15 protein-coding genes are annotated in these 17574 nt (G+C 42.3%); 12 read left to right on the top strand and 3 right to left on the bottom strand.

Going from position 1 to position 17574, the window contains the following annotated elements:
* Positions 1-192: 192 nt before the first annotated feature.
* The 4 genes from prmA (at position 193) to purH (ending at position 5053) form a co-directional block, all read left to right on the top strand.
* Entirely contained in the window at positions 193-1119 is a 927-nt protein-coding gene (gene prmA, locus FQ084_RS06220; protein ID WP_149489778.1) for a 50S ribosomal protein L11 methyltransferase, read from the top strand.
* A gap of 179 nt (positions 1120-1298) precedes the next feature.
* Positions 1299-2579 (top strand): DUF3426 domain-containing protein, encoded by a 1281-nt coding sequence (locus FQ084_RS06215; protein ID WP_149489777.1) that lies wholly within the window; start codon positions 1299-1301, stop codon positions 2577-2579.
* 257 nt (positions 2580-2836) lie between these two features.
* Positions 2837-3229, top strand: coding sequence for a DNA-binding transcriptional regulator Fis (gene fis, locus FQ084_RS06210; protein WP_316620108.1), 393 nt, complete (start codon positions 2837-2839; stop codon positions 3227-3229).
* Between the two features lie 243 nt (positions 3230-3472).
* Entirely contained in the window at positions 3473-5053 is a 1581-nt protein-coding gene (gene purH, locus FQ084_RS06205; protein WP_149489775.1) for a bifunctional phosphoribosylaminoimidazolecarboxamide formyltransferase/IMP cyclohydrolase, read from the top strand.
* 154 nt (positions 5054-5207) lie between these two features.
* On the opposite strand, the gene FQ084_RS06200 is transcribed toward purH, so the two are convergent.
* Positions 5208-7082, bottom strand: a complete 1875-nt coding sequence (locus FQ084_RS06200; RefSeq protein WP_149489774.1) for a SurA N-terminal domain-containing protein — start codon at positions 7080-7082, stop codon at positions 5208-5210.
* Between the two features lie 433 nt (positions 7083-7515).
* Positions 7516-7788, bottom strand: coding sequence for an HU family DNA-binding protein (locus FQ084_RS06195; protein ID WP_068404475.1), 273 nt, complete (start codon positions 7786-7788; stop codon positions 7516-7518).
* A 624-nt stretch (positions 7789-8412) separates the two neighbouring features.
* Between FQ084_RS06195 and FQ084_RS06190 the strand changes: the two genes are divergently transcribed.
* From FQ084_RS06190 to fdx, 8 genes are all read left to right on the top strand, one after another.
* The gene (locus FQ084_RS06190; protein WP_149489773.1) at positions 8413-9060 is read left to right on the top strand and encodes a hypothetical protein; all 648 of its coding nucleotides are present in this window, start codon (positions 8413-8415) and stop codon (positions 9058-9060) included.
* Positions 9061-9630: 570 nt separating this feature from the next.
* A complete protein-coding gene (locus FQ084_RS06185; RefSeq protein ID WP_149489772.1) occupies positions 9631-10143 on the top strand; it encodes an Rrf2 family transcriptional regulator in 513 nt (170 codons plus the stop codon).
* Positions 10140-11366 (top strand): IscS subfamily cysteine desulfurase, encoded by a 1227-nt coding sequence (locus FQ084_RS06180; RefSeq protein ID WP_149489771.1) that lies wholly within the window; start codon positions 10140-10142, stop codon positions 11364-11366. The genes FQ084_RS06185 and FQ084_RS06180 overlap by 4 nt, the downstream gene beginning before the upstream one ends.
* 231 nt (positions 11367-11597) lie before the next feature.
* On the top strand, positions 11598-12008 hold the full coding sequence (gene iscU / locus FQ084_RS06175; RefSeq protein WP_149489770.1) for a Fe-S cluster assembly scaffold IscU: 411 nt from the start codon (positions 11598-11600) through the stop codon (positions 12006-12008).
* A 289-nt stretch (positions 12009-12297) separates the two neighbouring features.
* Positions 12298-12618, top strand: coding sequence for an iron-sulfur cluster assembly protein IscA (iscA, locus tag FQ084_RS06170; RefSeq protein WP_149489769.1), 321 nt, complete (start codon positions 12298-12300; stop codon positions 12616-12618).
* Between the two features lie 140 nt (positions 12619-12758).
* Positions 12759-13352, top strand: coding sequence for a Fe-S protein assembly co-chaperone HscB (gene hscB / locus FQ084_RS06165; protein WP_149489768.1), 594 nt, complete (start codon positions 12759-12761; stop codon positions 13350-13352).
* A gap of 198 nt (positions 13353-13550) precedes the next feature.
* A complete protein-coding gene (gene hscA, locus FQ084_RS06160) occupies positions 13551-15428 on the top strand; it encodes a Fe-S protein assembly chaperone HscA (protein WP_149489767.1) in 1878 nt (625 codons plus the stop codon).
* A 101-nt stretch (positions 15429-15529) separates the two neighbouring features.
* Positions 15530-15868 (top strand): ISC system 2Fe-2S type ferredoxin, encoded by a 339-nt coding sequence (gene fdx, locus FQ084_RS06155; protein ID WP_149489766.1) that lies wholly within the window; start codon positions 15530-15532, stop codon positions 15866-15868.
* Positions 15869-16082: 214 nt separating this feature from the next.
* Here the strand turns inward: fdx and FQ084_RS06150 are convergent, their stop codons facing one another.
* Positions 16083-17516, bottom strand: coding sequence for an adenylate/guanylate cyclase domain-containing protein (locus FQ084_RS06150; RefSeq protein ID WP_149489765.1), 1434 nt, complete (start codon positions 17514-17516; stop codon positions 16083-16085).
* Between the last annotated feature and the right edge of the window lie 58 nt (positions 17517-17574).

The following is a 17574-nucleotide window of genomic DNA, read 5'->3' as shown; positions in this document are numbered from 1 at the left end:
CTTATTTATTAGCGCCAATTTACAGTTGTTTAATAAGCATTTATAAATTGGCCCTAAGACATTTTCTGCAAAACATATGATTTATCAACTGCCAATATCTTTCTCTTTTGCTATTTCTCATTAACATTATTGATGAATCAATAATATTAAAAGATATCACTCCGCTTTTAATTCAACATAAAGGTAACCCTTATGGCATGGCAACAACTGCATTTACAATGTGAAAAAGACAATGTCGATCTCGCTGAAGCACTGTTATTAGAAGCTGGCGCTCTTTCAATCGCTTTAGATGACGCCGGCGATCAGCCTTTATTTGAGCCACTTCCTGGTGAATCGCCATTATGGGATGAGGTCATACTCACAGGATTGTTCGATGCCACTACCGATGCTGGCAATCGTCAGGCGATTGAGCAATTAAGCCATGAAATCGGCGCACAAGTGCAAGCTAGCCGTACGTGGGTTAGCGCTGTCGATGACAAGGACTGGGAACGTGAATGGATGTCCAATTATAAGCCTATCGAGTGTGCCAACGACTTATGGATTGTGCCTAACTGGCTGACACCGCCAAACCCTGACGCCACCAATATTATTATGGATCCAGGGTTGGCTTTTGGTACCGGCTACCATGCCACTACCCGCCTCTGCCTGGATTGGCTGACAGAGCAAGACCTTACCGATAAAGTCGTGATTGATTATGGCTGTGGCTCAGGTATTTTAGGCATTGCCGCGCTTTTATTGGGCGCTCGTCAAGTTTATGCCGTTGATATTGATCCTCAAGCCGTCCTTGCGACCAATCAAAACGCAGCACGTAATCAGGTCGACGATCGCCTGCAAGCATTCTTGCCAGAAGACTTCAATAATTACTGGCAACAAAACGATGTTAAACCCGTAGATGTCATGGTCGCCAATATTTTAGCCAAGCCACTTATTGGCTTAGCGCCTTATTTTGCGACCTTGATGGCACCGGAAAGTCGTATTGTATTAGCAGGTTTAATTGAATCCCAAACTGAGCAAGTCACCGAAGCGTATCAGCCCTACTTTGACCTAGATCCTAAGCATGCTTTCACCGCGCAAGAAGATCAACATTGGCAGCGTTTATCTGGCACATTTACAGGCTAGCAACATTTAATTACATCTGTTACGATAGAGGAGCAGTTAAATGTTGTGTATTTGACGCTGCTCTATAGTTGCCTCTGGGTTGTGATGGTTAGTATATCTAAAATGACATTAGAATAATTGGCAGCGATTGGTGAGTGGCTATGCGGTATTAATACTTATACCTTTTTGGATTCGACCCTATGACTACGCCAATAAAAACCCAGTGCCCTCATTGTCATGCTATTTTCAATATCAAAAAAACTCAGTTAGACCAAAAAACGGCAAATGTTTGCTGCGAGCATTGTCAGCAAAGTTTTTTGGTCAATAGCAATCTTATCGTCACTGCTGATACAGAAAGCACTCATGACGCTATCATAAGTGAAAATAAAGCTGAAGCAGCGGCTACTTCCAATATTCCTGTTAATAAGCAAACTTCTACCATCTTATCAAAATCAAAAATCTTAGCTAAGTCAAACACAACATCAGAGCCAGCAGAAGCGGATATTCTTATTCATGATGACATGATTCATGACGACATGGATATTGAGGCTTTTGAAGAGGACGATTTAGAATATGGTTCATTAGACAGTATGGATGCATGGCTGACTAAAGCAACGGATAGCAATCCTACTGCTATTAAAGATAAAAACACTAATTCAGCAAAAAATAACTCTAAGACATTAGATAAAAGCTCTCATCTATCTGTTAACCCAGTAGAAAACTCTTCTTTAGCAAAAACCTTCTTAAACGAGGATTCATCAGCTGCACACGTTGCTCTTAGCTCAGCCGCCGCTAATGATATCAATGCCAATGTTGATGACAATGCCGATGAGTCATGGCTTGAAAAACTCCTCAAAGAACAAAATCAAAGTGAAGATACCGAAAGAAATCAGACAGACTTATCAGAACTGCTGGCGAGTATGGGTGTTTCTATTAAAGATGGAAACCACACCAATGCGGCTCATATTAAAAAGCAACATACCCAAACAAGGTTTTCGCCAAAGCGCGCCCGACGGTCGATTGCCACATTATTATGGACACTCGGCTGTCTGGTATTGACGCTGCTCCTATTTGCCCAGTATGTCATTTTCAACTTAGATAACTTGGTTAAAAACCCTGCCCATGCAGAACGCTTGCAAAAAATATGTGCCATCGCTGCTTGTAGTCTCCCTAATGCCAATTTAGCGGCTTTGAGCACAAGCGATATTCAGCATCAATCCAGTCGTATTAAGACTGCAAGCACATTTAGTGATATCAGCGTCACTTTAAACAATCAAAGCCCACAAGCACAACTACTTCCTCATGTAAGAGTCAGTGTCTATGGTGAAAATGCGCTTATCGGCGCGTTTATTGCGGCGCCACAGGATTATTTATTGAGCACACAAAACCAATTAGGCGCGGAAAGTCACAAACAGCTATTGTTCACTATCCCAGTTGCCAATGCTCAAATCAGCAAAGTAAGCGTCGAGCCTATTTACTAATGATATCGTTTATTAAAAATACAGTTAATAGCCACAAGATGTATTAAGGCTTATCTTTTATTAAAGACCATTCTTATTACAGAAAGTTTTTATTAATGGCATCCTTTAACAAAAATACGATGCTATCCAATAACCTTTAAGCCAATCGCTTTAAATCGGCAACAATGGATAGAAATAAGTAGCGCCAATGCTATCGTAATGCTCAATCTATTGCTCTGATTCGCGATGACTTTGTTATAATAACCCTTAAACGCCTTATGGCTTTTATTTACGCTCAAGGACATTATCTTATGGCACCACATGCACAGTATAATGCCAATCATTTTGACAAAAATGCCGAGAGTCTTACCAATTACTATGAAGAAGACTACGCTCGCTCAATTCACGAGGTGGAATCTTCTTTAGACAACAGCATTCATGCTCATGAACCTCTACGGGTGCATGTGGAACGTGTGGTGCGGCAGTATTTTGCGATGTTAGATGATGAGATGCCAACGGACTTGTATAATCTTATTTTAAAAGAAATAGAGCAACCACTCTTGTCTGTGGTGCTTGAAAAGAGCCGAGGCAATCAAACCAAGTGTGCGCAAATTTTAGGGCTCAATCGCGGCACGCTACGCAAAAAGCTAAAAATCTATGGTTTAATGTAGTACGGCTAGCATTGATGCCACATACTTTTGCTTAATACCGCCAACATTATGCGCGCTACCCTTATTTCTCAGTCATTTTTAATTATCATTTTTCACAGCCACTTTTAACAGTTACTTTTCACAATCGCTATGTATGGCAAATCTATAAGTTTATGATCTTATCAATCGCGATATGCTCTGTACTGCTTGCCATTATTACCTTGCCAGACGTTTACGTCAGGCTTTTTTTATGGAACTTTTCTTATGAGTACAACCCCACTTGCGCTACTATCGGTCTCCGATAAATCTAACATCGTTGAATTCGCTCAAGGTTTGCTGAAAGCAGGTTTTGGCTTACTATCGACTGGCGGTACTTATCGCTTGCTGACAGAGCACAACGTTGCTGTGACCGAAGTATCAGACTATACCGGTTTTCCTGAAATGATGGACGGCCGTGTTAAAACCCTACACCCAAAAATTCATGGGGGCATTTTAGGACGCCGTGGTACCGATGACGCGGTGATGAGTGAGCACGCGATTGAACGTATTGACTTGGTCGTCGTCAACCTTTATCCGTTTGCAGAAACCATTGCTCGTCCTGACGTGACCATGAATGACGCTATCGAAAATATCGATATTGGCGGTCCTACTATGGTGCGTTCAGCAGCAAAAAACCACGCCCATGTCGGTATTGTGACTGATCCTGCTGATTATACGCGCGTACTCGAAGCCTTAGGTGAAGGTACGACACTGACCCACGCCCTACGCTACGATTTAGCGGTTAAAGCCTTTGAGCATACCGCGCAATACGACGGTATGATTGCAAACTTCTTGGGCAGCCGAGTGAATGAGACTCAAGAGCCTGAGCATTTTTCCCGTACCTTTAACGTCCAACTTGAAAAAGTACAAGACCTACGCTACGGAGAAAACCCCCATCAAAACGCTGCTTTTTATGTCGAAAATCATGCGCTAAAAAGCAAGCAAGCGTCTATTGCAACCGCACAGCAACTGCAAGGTAAAGAGCTGTCTTATAACAACATCGCTGATACCGACGCAGCGCTTGAATGCGTTAAAGCCTTTAGCGCACCCGCTTGTGTGATCGTAAAACATGCCAATCCTTGCGGTGTCGCAGTAGATAGCGATCAAGTAGCCGCTTATCGCACTGCCTTTAGTACTGACCCTGAGTCATCTTTTGGTGGCATTATCGCCTTTAACCGCCCACTAACCGTTGCTACTGCCAAAGCCATTATTGACAATCAATTTGTCGAAGTTATCATTGCACCAAGTATTGAAGATGGCGTTCTCGAGGCGACTGCGAGCAAGAAAAACGTGCGCGTCTTAGTTTGCGGTGAATTGCCAGCGCCTGAACAGCGTGAAAGCCAGCTTGATTATAAACGCGTCAATGGCGGCTTATTGGTGCAAGAGCAAGATTTGGGCTTGATTACCGCTAATGACCTAAAAATTGTTACTGACGTACAACCAACCGAAGCACAGATTGCTGATTTACTATTTAGCTGGAACGTTGCTAAATATGTCAAATCTAACGCCATCGTTTACGCTAAAGGTCAGCGCACTATCGGTGTGGGTGCCGGTCAAATGAGCCGCGTAAATTCAGCGCGTATCGCCGCTATCAAAGCCGAGCACGCAGGTCTTGCCACTGAAGGCGCGGTAATGGCATCAGATGCCTTCTTCCCGTTCCGTGATGGTATCGATAACGCTGCCGAAGTCGGTATTGCTGCTATCATCCAACCAGGTGGTTCTATGCGTGATGACGAAACGATTGCCGCGGCCAATGAGCATGGTATCGCCATGGTATTCACTGGTATGCGTCATTTCCGCCATTAAGCAGCGGTTATGATAATACTGTTAAGACAAAGACATTAAGAATAAATAAAAATCGTATTGCATAAAAAAGCCACTATCAATAGTGGCTTTTTTTTAGTTAAGATTTGATAAAGTTTATTAATACAAAGCGTAAAATAAATCCGTTACAGGTAGCTTAGCGCCCTTGCGCATTGGCCATGTTGGCTTCGTTAATCTCAACTTTATACACCATACGCAGATAATCCAGATAATCTTGCAACTGATCTTGACCCAAGTTATCACGAATAATGGCGGCAGTTTGTGCTCTCTGGGCATCAGATAACGGTGATTGCTGCTCTGTTTTGATGCGATCACCTACCAATAGCGTTGCACCCATCTCAGTCTCGCTAGCTACGGCTACGATACCATTTGCTGCCGCTTGTTGGCTAAAGGCTAAGCCACGCTCTTTTTCAGTCAATTGCGTGGTCTGACGATTCACTTCACCCAAAGCTTGTAGCTTAACTGGCTGCTTGCCGATATCAGCAGGCGTCTTAATACCAGCTGCTAGATTTTTCGCCTCTTTTAGTGCCAGTTCAGTGGCTTTTTGTTGACGCAATATCTGCGTAATTCTTGGCGTCGCCGCTGATAAAGATAGCGTCTTCGTTGGACGGTAGTTACTGGGTTGTACCCATACCGTACTGTTACCGACTTCAATACCTGCTGTCACTGCTTGATCTTGAATCGTGAATTCATCAAACGCTTGCTTAATCACCGCAGGCTGTGCCAAAACAGATTTATTGTTTTCTTTACGATAATCTTTGATACGTTTCAGTGCCACATTTTCTTGCTGAGCGATGTCTTCAATACTAAAACCATCTGCCGTTAGATCGTTAATCGCTGTGACTTTATCCGCATACATTTCCTGACGCTTGTATTCTTTGGCTTTAGCCGTTAGCTCTGCACGCATGCTTTCTAGACTAGGTATTTTGCTACCATTATCCTCGGTCACGGTAAATATCTGATAGCCAAAGCTGGTCTTTACAGGCGCACTGACATCACCAGCACTTAAGCCTTCAAGCGCTTTTTCAACTGCTGGTGCATCATTACCAAATACTGTTGGATTAAAGCGTCCGATAGCACCGCCTGTTTCTCCTGATGGATCATCAGACTCGGTTTTGGCTAGCTTAGAAAATGATTCACCTTTAGCAAGACGGGCTTTAATCTTGTCAGCGCGCGCTTTGGCATCTTTACCCGTTAACAAAATTTGGCTGATTTTACGCTCATCAACCACGGCAAGACTTTGCTTATAGGCTTCATATTGCTGCTGCACATCTTCTTTACTAACTTCATTAACTTCAATCGCTTGCGGACTCAGTTGCAGGTATGCCAAATCTACCATGGCCGCACTTTTGAGTTTGTCTTTATTGGCATCATAGTAGGCTTGGATGTCACCCTTGCTCAATTTCACTTGCTCCGCATAATCCTGCCAGTTAAAACGATGCAGCCAAATATTGCGCGACTCTAGCTGCAAGTCAATCAACTGACTGACTGCTTGCATTGGATAAACCGCTGTCCCTACGATACTGGCGTTAAGTTGGTCAAGGCTTAACTGATTACGAAACTCTGCAAACAGCTGATCTTTGGTCATGTTGCGCTGACGCAAAAAGTTCGAAAACTGCTCGTTAGAAAAGTTACCTTCAGCATCTTTAAAAATTGCTTCTTGGCGCAACAAACGATTGATAGTGTCATCAGAAACCGTCATACCCAGCTTACCAGCCTGCTGCTCTAGTAAGGTACGATCAATCAAGCCTTTTAAGACTTGCTCATGTAGTACATCTTCATTTAATAAACTGGCATCATCAACTTGGTCTAAAAGCTCGCTACGGCGATTATTTACGGCTGTCTGATACTCGGACAATCCCACGCTTGCGTCACCTACCTGAGCGATTTGGTTGGGATCGACCCCGCCTCCAAAGTAACTTTCGACACCCAATAGAGCGAGCGGCGATAGGCATAGAATCAATAAAATGCGACCCGGCCAACTTTTTAAGAAATCGCGCAATTTATCCATAGTTATCTCTGCTTTATTAACCTATATTGATGAAAGACCATTGTAATACTATTAATAATATCAACGCTGTATAAGCAGGCAATGGTAAGAAAAAGAACGTGTGCATTTTATCGTTGTAAAACAAGGCTGATTGATGAGGCTTATGACAAGGTTTTTTAAAACCCCTTGTTTAAACAACACATCTATCGCGCGCCCTATGATACGTGATTTTTGATACAGACTCAAAATATTCGCACTATATAATACAAACTATAGCGCTAAAAAAAGCACCTAATTTCTAGGTGCTTTTTTGCTACATCGCTCGTGACTTAGTATGGTCCCTTAAGCCATGAGCTGCCATCTATCGCTTTACTGCCAACAAACGCTGCTTTTATTCGTGTATCACGTCGTCAACGAGCATCTGTCTATTATAGAATGGCTTGAATAAAGTGGCTTAGTTTAAGCGCTCTTTCAAGTTTTTACCCGCTTTGAAGCTTGGTACTTTGCTTGCTGGAATGCTAAGCTCTTCACCAGTTTTAGGGTTACGGCCAGTACGAGCCTTACGGTCTTTTACGCTGAAAGTACCAAAACCAACCAATGAGATGCTATCGCCAGCTTCTAGAGCTTCGCCAACACTTTCCATTACTGCATTCAAAGCTTCACCAGCTTGAGTTTTATTTAGACCACTTTTCTCGGCGATGCTATCAATTAATTCTGACTTATTCATAAAATTTCCTTCAAGTTTTAGGGGGTAAAAAAACGCTCACGCCAAGTATTGTATCGCTCTCAGACTACTTAAGCAATAAAAACCACCTGACTGGCGTATAAACAGGTTTCGCTTTGTTAACGTCTTTATATCAAGGCCGCATAAGGAGCGCAAGCGATTTTACATATTTTTGTCCACTGTGCTACTTATTTGACACCCAATGTTACTTAAAACTGCTGCAACTTTTCTACTAAATCGCTACTTTATCTTAGACAGTTTAGTATCATTGGTTTCGCTATGTATCGTTATATCGGTGGTTTACCTATATAGGTTCATGACAGCATTATCAGATATTCAGTATAGGCTTCAGTACGAAATGTAAATTGCTAACTTCGCCACCTAAAAATCAGGTTTGCCCATAATGAATAGCTGCCAAGCCATACTAATACATTGTCAGTCATAAATACCAGTGTCTTTACTGACTGGCAAATTGTAAGGTAATAATTTACCAACTGACAGAAACGGGCGTTACTTTTTATTATAAAGGCGTTACTATAAGCGCCATTCCATTGCCTATTTTGGGTCGATTTTGATCCTTGCTTGTCCTTTTCTCTTTTACTTACACGATAAAAACGGATTATTTACATGAAGCGTTCTACGTTGTCTCACTCTCTGCTTAATATCATCTTGGTGTTTATCGAGTCGGCGCTGACCCTGCTGTTACGTTTAGACCCAGAACTCCGTAAAGCCGCTTATCCGCTTGCCAAGCAAGAGACTGTTGTCGCGCTAAGACTGTATTTACCGCATGTGGAAGTTTTTGCCACCTTTAGCACCAAGGGCGTATTGTTGGATGACCGCCTGCCTATTGGCCGTACTGAGCCCGACGTCGTTATCAACGCTTATAGCATTCAAGTACTCAATGCGCTCACTACCCATGACAGAGAAACCACTGAAAAGCTGCAAATGCGTGGCGAATCCGTGCAAGTACAATTGGTAAAGCAATTTATTATGCAGCTAGGTCTTGGTAGCTTAATTCAAGGTTTGATTAAAAAGATTAAAGGCGGCAAAAGCAAGCCCAAGCCTACTGAAGCAGAAATGGCTGATAAAAAAGAGAGCTACAAGCTACGTATTAAAGAGCAGCAAACTCAAATCACTACCTTGACCATCAAAAACCGTGAGCTTGAAACCACGGTAAAAGAGTTACAAAGTAAGCAAAAGACCTTTATGATTACCACAGTTATTGCTGCTGTTATCGCTATTGCTGCCATCATCGCTCTATTTATAATGACATGATTAGTAGTGACCTAATTTATAATGACCCAATTTATAGCGGCCTAATTCATTAGTAAGGTGTTTTAAAGTCATTGCTCTTATTTATCTGGCGTTTAATAAACTCAAAATTATTAAACGCTTTTATCAACGCTTTAAGTCATAAACTAGAGTCACGAACTCATCGCTATTACTCAAGTATTAACTTTCCTCATCTGCCTACTGTACCTATCATTGTTTTTATCAATAACGGCAATCAGTCGCACTCACCATTCAACCACACTTTAATCTTGACTAAATTACTCAGGATTGATTATAATGAATCTATCGTTGCACACATCGGGTAAACCATCTGCTGTTTAATAGCGACAAGACACCACTTAGTCCATAGATGATTTCCCTTAATAGAAGTGTAGATAGCATTAGTTATTCAATATCAGTTAGTTATTTAATAGTATTAATTACTAATGGCCAGCGGTTAATAAAGCACTTACAGACTTTCATTATTTATCGCTAGCGATGCACTTCTAACAATACGACATGACTAAGATCGTTGTTAAATAAATTTATCCTTAAAAGGTTTGGAGATAACACATGCGTTTGACTACTCGAGGCAGATACGCCGTGACCGCTTTACTTGATTTGGCATTGCAAACCAGCCAACAAGACAGCGCCGTCTCGTTATCTGATATTGCCAAGCGGCAATCGATATCTATCTCTTATCTTGAACAGTTATTCTCAAAGCTTCGTAAGCGTGGTTTAGTCACCAGTATTCGCGGCGCAGCAGGCGGCTACCACCTAGCCAAACCACTTGATGAGATTGATGTGATGAGCATTATTTCTGCCGTCGATGAATCTGTGGACGCTATGCAGTGCGAAGGACGCGGCGATTGCCAAAGTGGTACAATGTGCCTAACACATGATTTATGGTGTGCCCTTTCAAATCATGTCGAACAATACTTGAAAAATATAACATTAGCGCAATTATTAGACATGGAACATGTGCAGTCGGTCTCAGACCGTCAACATATTTCTTTTCCAAAAGACATCTCTACAAAAGACATCAATACTATTACTCTATCGACCAGCGAGGCAAACCCAGCATGAGCCAACATAACAACCTTATATACTTAGATTATGCCGCCACCACGCCAGTTGCTAAGTCAGTCGCTGCCAAGATGAGCGAATATCTGACGGTAGACGGCATCTTTGGTAACCCAGCATCACGCTCACATGGCTACGGCTGGCAAGCAGAAGAAGCGGTAGAAACGGCTCGTCAGCAAGTGGCTGAAGCGATTAATGCGGATCCACGCGAAATCGTCTTTACCTCTGGCGCGACAGAATCAGACAACTTAGCCATCAAAGGCGCAGCACATTTTTATCAGTCTCGTGGCAAACATATTATTACCAGTAAAATTGAGCATAAAGCCGTATTAGATACTTGCCGTGAGCTTGAGCAAGAAGGTTTCGAGATTACTTATCTTGAGCCGCAGCCAAGCACCGGTTTGATTTTACCAGAGCAAGTGAAAGAAGCCCTACGCGATGATACGATTTTAATATCATTGATGATGGTGAATAATGAGCTTGGTACGATTACTGATGTTGCGGCGATTGGTGAGATTACTCGCGAAGCCGGCGTTATCTTTCATGTCGATGGTGCGCAGTCAGTTGGTAAAGTATTGGTCGATCTTGCAGAGATGAAAATTGACTTAATGAGTTTCTCAGGTCATAAGGCTTATGGTCCTAAAGGTATCGGCGCATTATTTGTCAGTCGTAAGCCACGTGTTCGCCTAAAAGCGGAACAGCATGGCGGTGGTCATGAGCGCGGTATGCGTTCAGGTACATTGCCGACGCATCAAATCGTTGGTCTCGGTGCAGCATTTGCATTAGCCAATGAGCGCTATCAAGAAGACCATGCTCACGCGGCAAAATTACGTCAAAAGCTGTGGGACGGTCTACAAGATATCGAAGAGATTTATCTAAACGGTGATTTAGAAAACAGCGTACCAAATATTGTGAATATCAGCTTTAACTTCGTTGAAGGCGAGTCGCTCATGATGTCGCTAAAAGATCTAGCAGTATCATCGGGTTCTGCCTGTACCTCAGCAACGCTTGAGCCATCATATGTATTGCGTGCTATTGGTCGCCCAGACGAATTGGCACATAGCTCAATCCGCTTTAGCTTTGGTCGTTATACCACTGAAGCAGACATTGATACGGTCATTAAGCAAATGCATGAAGCGGTTGATAAATTACGTGCCCTATCGCCACTTTGGGATATGTATCAAGAAGGGGTTGATCTAGACTCAGTAGAATGGTCTGAGCATTAATATTTATCAGTAAAACCTTTAATAGTTAAAACGTCTAATGGTTATCAAATATAACCATTATGACAAACAATTAATCAGACAATCATACATTTAGTTTTTATAAATACAGTTTTATGAATGACATGTTTGACCCCAATTATCGATGAGTAGATAACCATTTAGCGTTAGTAGGTGACTGATTCATTTTTATCGTCTAACTACCTACTCATCACCTAACTAGGAGAAAACCCCATGGCCTATAGTGACCAAGTTATTGATCATTACGAAAACCCACGCAACGTCGGCAATCTTGACAAAAATGCCAAAAACGTTGGTACAGGTATGGTTGGTGCCCCAGCCTGTGGCGATGTGATGCGTCTACAAATCCAAGTCGATGATAACGGTATCATCGAAGATGCACGCTTTAAGACTTACGGCTGCGGTTCAGCCATTGCTTCAAGCTCACTTGTTACCGAGTGGCTAAAAGGCAAAAGCTTAGACCAAGCTGGCGAAATTAAGAACAGCCACATTGCTGAAGAATTGGCATTGCCACCAGTAAAAGTGCATTGCTCTGTACTTGCAGAAGACGCTATTAAAGCCGCGATTAGCGACTATAAAGGTAAGCATAGTGCTACTGCAGAAACAGAAGAAGCAACCAGCTAAGCTAATTTAGAGCGTATGCGCTTATTAATGTAATAAGCGTTAGTAGCCAAATTTTAGTAGCAATACTTTAATAGCAGTATTTTAGCAAAAGCCATGAGCAGTAACGTTAGAAGCTACTAACGCTAATAAGGTGACAATAACGCTCATGTAATTGTCACCTTTTATTTGTTTTTTAATGCTTTATTTACAGAATATTATTCACAACGCTTTATTCGTACTAAGCTCTAAACAAAATAAGCATTTTACGTGAATTATTATTATCGACTTTTGATAGTCAATGGGAGTTGGCATGATTGAAATGACAGAACGCGCCGCTCAGCATGTTCGAGATTTTTTGGACAATCGCGGTAAAGGTGAAGGCATTCGAGTGGGTATCCGCACAGCGGGTTGCTCAGGCTTGGCTTATGTCCTAGAGTTTGTTGACACACCTGACGAAAATGATACACGTTACGAAAGTCTTGGCGTTAATATTTTTATTGACCCTAAAAGCTTGGTCTATTTAGATGGCTTATTGATGGATTATGAAAAAGAAGGGCTTAACGAAGGCTTCAAATTTACTAATCCCAATCAAAAAGGTGAATGTGGTTGCGGTGAATCGTTTACGGTTTAAAAATTTAAACGAGAGAGCGCTAAACGATTAACATGCAAGCGCTTAGCGCTTAAATACCGATTTTAAAAAAAACACTATTTAAAGCGATCATCAAAACAGTAAAGTCCTGACAATAATAAATAGAAATGAAGGCAGACGATATGACAGACCTCACCTCAGAAGCACAGTTTGATAACTTCTTTGCCCTATTTGAACAACCTGTACAATTTGCAGTCAATCAAGAGCATCTTGATCAGCAGCTGCGTCTGCTACAAAAACGCTATCATCCGGATAACCTATCGGTAGCAAATGCTAAAAATGCGGCAGATAGTGCGCAAGCTAAACAGCAATCAGAACAAGCATCAGCACTTATTAACCAAGCTTATCAAACGCTAAGTGTGCCCGATAGTCGTGCCAGCTACTTATTAGATATCGCAGGTCAAGCCCAGAATTTAGAGCATTCTATTGCCGATTTAGACTTTTTAGAAGATGCGATGGAAATGCGTATAGATTTGGACGACGCTATTGGTGATAAAGACATAGCAACGCTAAAGCAACTACATCCGCAGATTACTGAGCGTTTAGCCAAACAATCTGAGCGCTTTAACACCGCTTATCAAAGCCAAGACTGGCAAACCGCGATTGATGCCACGCAAAAGTTAAAATTCTTAGTAAAGCTAGATGGCGATGTTACCGCAGGACTTGATACAGTGGCCTCTACTGAACATTCAGATGACGATGATTTATATGTTTAACATCATACAAGCTAAATATGCTTAATTTTATAATAGACGGGATTATATAAAGGCATGGTTAAAATAGCTGTCGCTATCCCGTATAATGGCTGCTGTTCACTGTCTTTGATTATTGCCTTTTAAATTGGGATATTTCTAAACCCTACTATTATTGCATTTGTTTCACTTCACTTATTCATTTTATCTTTGAGTTTTCTTATGTCTTTATTGCAAATTGCCGAACCCAATCAAAGTACCCAACCTCACCAGCATCGTTTTGGTCTAGGAATCGACCTTGGGACAACGCGCTCACTGGTCGCTGTGGTACGCTCAGGCAAGGCGCAAGTTTTGCAAGCAGCGACAACGACAGATACTTTGCTACCGTCTGTGGTCTACTACCCAAGCACAGGCAACCCAGTGGTCGGCTATGACGCCCTTGCCCACTTAGTAGATGATCCAAAAAATACGATTATCTCGGCTAAGCGCTTCATGGGTCGTAGCCAAGCAGATATTAAATTCTCACACCCTTATGAATTAAGTGGCAGCCAAGATGCGATGCCAGCGTTTGTTACGGCGCAAGGGGAAGTATCTCCTGTTGAGGTTTCAGCACGTATTTTAGCAGCGCTAGAACAACGGGCCGCAAGTGCTTTGCCAGATGACAGCATAAAGGGTGCGGTGATTACCGTACCGGCATACTTCGATGAAGCGCAACGTCAAGCAACTAAAGATGCGGCACAGGCGGCCGGTATCAATGTACTGCGTTTATTAAACGAGCCTACCGCTGCGGCGGTCGCTTACGGTCTTGATCAACCTACCGATGACAATACTGAAAACTACTACTTAATCTATGATTTGGGTGGTGGTACCTTTGATGTGTCTATTTTAAAGCTAAGCGATGGCGTGTTTGAAGTATTAGCCACGGGCGGTAATAGTGCGCTTGGTGGTGATGATATTGACCGCTTATTGACCAATTGGCTGATCAAACAGTTGCATATTGACCCTAAAAACGTAAGCCTGCATGACAAATCAATACTTGCCCAACAAGCCAAAGCTTATAAGCAAGCATTGACCGATGCCGAACAAGTGGATATCGACATTGTAGTCAATGAGCAATCTTATCAAGGCATCTTAAGCCGTGAAGACTTGATAACGATTGCAGAGCCTGTCAGTCGTCGCACGTTGAGCGTCTGTGAGCAAGTCCTGCGCGATGCCAAGTTATCTGCCGCTGATTTAGATGAAGTAATTTTGGTCGGTGGCTCTACGCGTATGCCTGCGGTGCAGCAAGTGGTTGCAGATTTTTTTGCTAAAGAGCCGCTTTGCCGCTTAAATCCAGATGAAGTCGTCGCTTTAGGGGCAGCACAAACTGCGCATCAATTGGTCAATGGCGATAGTGACAATGGCCTGTTATTGCTTGACGTAACGCCTTTATCGCTTGGTCTAGAAACCATGGGCGGGTTGGTTGAAGTACTGATTCCGCGTAACACCCCTATTCCGGTCAAAAAACGCCAAGTGTTTACCACCTATCAAGACGGTCAAACAGGCATGGTGATTCATGTGGTACAAGGCGAGCGCGAGACAGTAGACAACTGCCGTTCACTTGGCCGCTTTGAGCTATATGGCATTCCACCGATGAAAGCTGGCTTTGCTCGTATTGAGGTGACCTTTAGTATTGATGCCAATGGACAGCTAACCGTCAGTGCGCAAGAAACCACCACTAAGACTGAAAGTAAGATTGAGATTGTGCCATCTTATGGATTGTCTGATGAGCAAAAAGAGCAGCTATTGATTGCCGGCTTTAAATACGCAGAAGAAGACAAAAACGCGCGCTCTTTAATCGAGACCAAAGTAGAAGCTGAACGTGAATTATTGGCATTAAAATCGGCGCTTAATGAGTTTGCGGTATTAATGTCAGCTGAAGAGCAGCAGTCATTGACCCAAGCTATGCAGGCGTTACAAACCGCGCTCAGCACTGACGATCTAGCCATTATCGAAGCCGGGCAAGCCAAATTAAAGCCACACAGTGATGACTTTGCGGCCCGTATTATGAATAAAAGTGTTAAAGCCAGCATGGCAGGCACCAGTGCGCAAGATTGGTAGCAGATACCGTTAATAATATACGCTTAAGAAACTAACTTAGTCACTATATGCTAGGTTGACCCTTTTTATTTTTTAATTGATTAGCACCGGACACATAACTTATGCCAAAAATCACTGTACTACCCCATCACGAAATTTGCCCTGAAGGCATCGAAGTTGAACTAGAGGCAGGCGAAAATTTATGTAAAGCGCTGCTCGCAAAAGGTATCAAGATTGAACATGCTTGCGAGATGTCAAAAGCTTGTACTACTTGTCATGTCGTGGTACGTAAAGGTTTTAATAGCTTAGAGGAGATGGACGATATCGAAGCCGACTTACTAGATCGCGCTTGGGGGTTAGAGCCTGATTCGCGCCTATCGTGTCAGGTTATGCTTGATGACGAAGATTTGACCATCGAAATTCCTAAGTACACGTTAAACCATGCCAAAGAAAACCACTAAGTACCGAAGTCGTCTCATCTATTAACATGATTCGCTTGCTTGTATAGCTTAGGTTCTGGCTTAGATAGCAACGCTGAAATGATATTAAAAAAGCCAGTTATGATAAATAACTGGCTTTTTCTATTTATAATCCCAAAACCCTACCCGCAAGTTTAACTGCTATGCCATAAATAGTCATTTTCTCAAAATCACTTAAATCGATATCAACCTCTGCTTATTTATGACGACTATTTTCCTGTTTACTTTCTTTTATAATCTTAAGCGCTACCGTCTGCTCTTCTTGCTCAATGCGTGCAAGTGCTAGATTTAAGCGATTTCTGATGTCTTGATAATCGTTATCTTGCATGTCTCGAAAGTTTAGGTGCAAGTTAAAACCTGGTAGCGTATGGTCAACCCACTTTGATAACTGGCCTTTATTTTCATCAGGGTCAAGTACTTGCCACGCATTTACTTTATTATCAAAACCTTTTAGCTGAAAAGCACCGGCATATTCACAATCGTAATCATGCGAGATATAGTCATGCGTACTTTCGCTAATGAATATCTGCCCTTTAGCAGCAACGGCCTCAAGCCTTGATGCTAAGTTGGCCTCCTTACCAATAAGGGTATAGCTTAGGCGGCTATTACTACCGAAGTTACCAACATGACAGTAGCCCGTGGTAATACCAATACGAATATACAAACCCTCAAAGCCCAACAAGCGCCATTTTTGCCTTAAGGTACGCATCTCACGGCGCATATCTATCGCCATTGCCACACAATCCAGTGCATCTTGACGGGGTCCGCGACTATTTGGTTCGCCAAAAAAACACACCATACCATCGCCAATAAATTTATCTAGTACCGCGCCATGCTTATTGGCAATTAACGTCATACAGTGCATATACGTATTTAAAATATCCGCCAAATTGTCAGCACTCAAACTCTCAGACAATTCAGTAAACCCAACAATATCTGAGAACATAATCGTCAGTTTGGCACGTTTATTATCGACGCTAACAGGACTGTCAGATTTGACGATTGGCTCCCACACTTGCGGCGGTACAAAACGTGTCAATTTATTAATCACGGAAACCATAGTATTTAAGCGCCCAACCGCTTGCTGAGCGCGCGCTTCATAGTTTATATAGTCATGATAAACATGGCGAAAATGGCACAATATCACGAGCATAGTAGCCAATAAGATGATGGGGGTGATTAAGCCCTCATGGCAATCTATCTCAGAGCTACTTAATGTGACACTAACATAATAAAAAATAATGACGGTTACTACTGAGACCGCTATGAGTTTTAGATGGTTTTCTGGGCTACTAATAATAACCCTCAAACCTATGAGCGCCGCTAAGCTGAGCGAAATAATTGCACAAAACTGTATCGAACCAATGACCGCCGATAATAAAATAACGACAATATTCGATGTCCAAAAACTGGTTTTACGGCGATAGTTATAAATCAAAATCATTAGGCTAGGTAGACAGACAATAACAACCATCGCCATTGAGGTGGCACTAAAATTGAAATGTACAGCCAGCAATATCACTGTGAGTATTAAGACGAAGACTTCTGGATAATCAAAGCGATAGGCATCACTAATACTATAGTTATCTTGTACAGGAGTCTTTGGGCTTGAGGTTGCTAAAAGTGCCATGGTCGATATTCGCCTAAAGAAAAACTATCAGAGGTTTAAATAAAAATTAAATAAGGTT

It is taken from the genome of Psychrobacter sp. ANT_WB68 (assembly GCF_008369115.1).
Lineage (GTDB): Bacteria > Pseudomonadota > Gammaproteobacteria > Pseudomonadales > Moraxellaceae > Psychrobacter.
The sequence above is the reverse complement of the archived record's forward strand: the minus strand, read 5'-3'. Positions and strand labels throughout refer to the sequence as shown.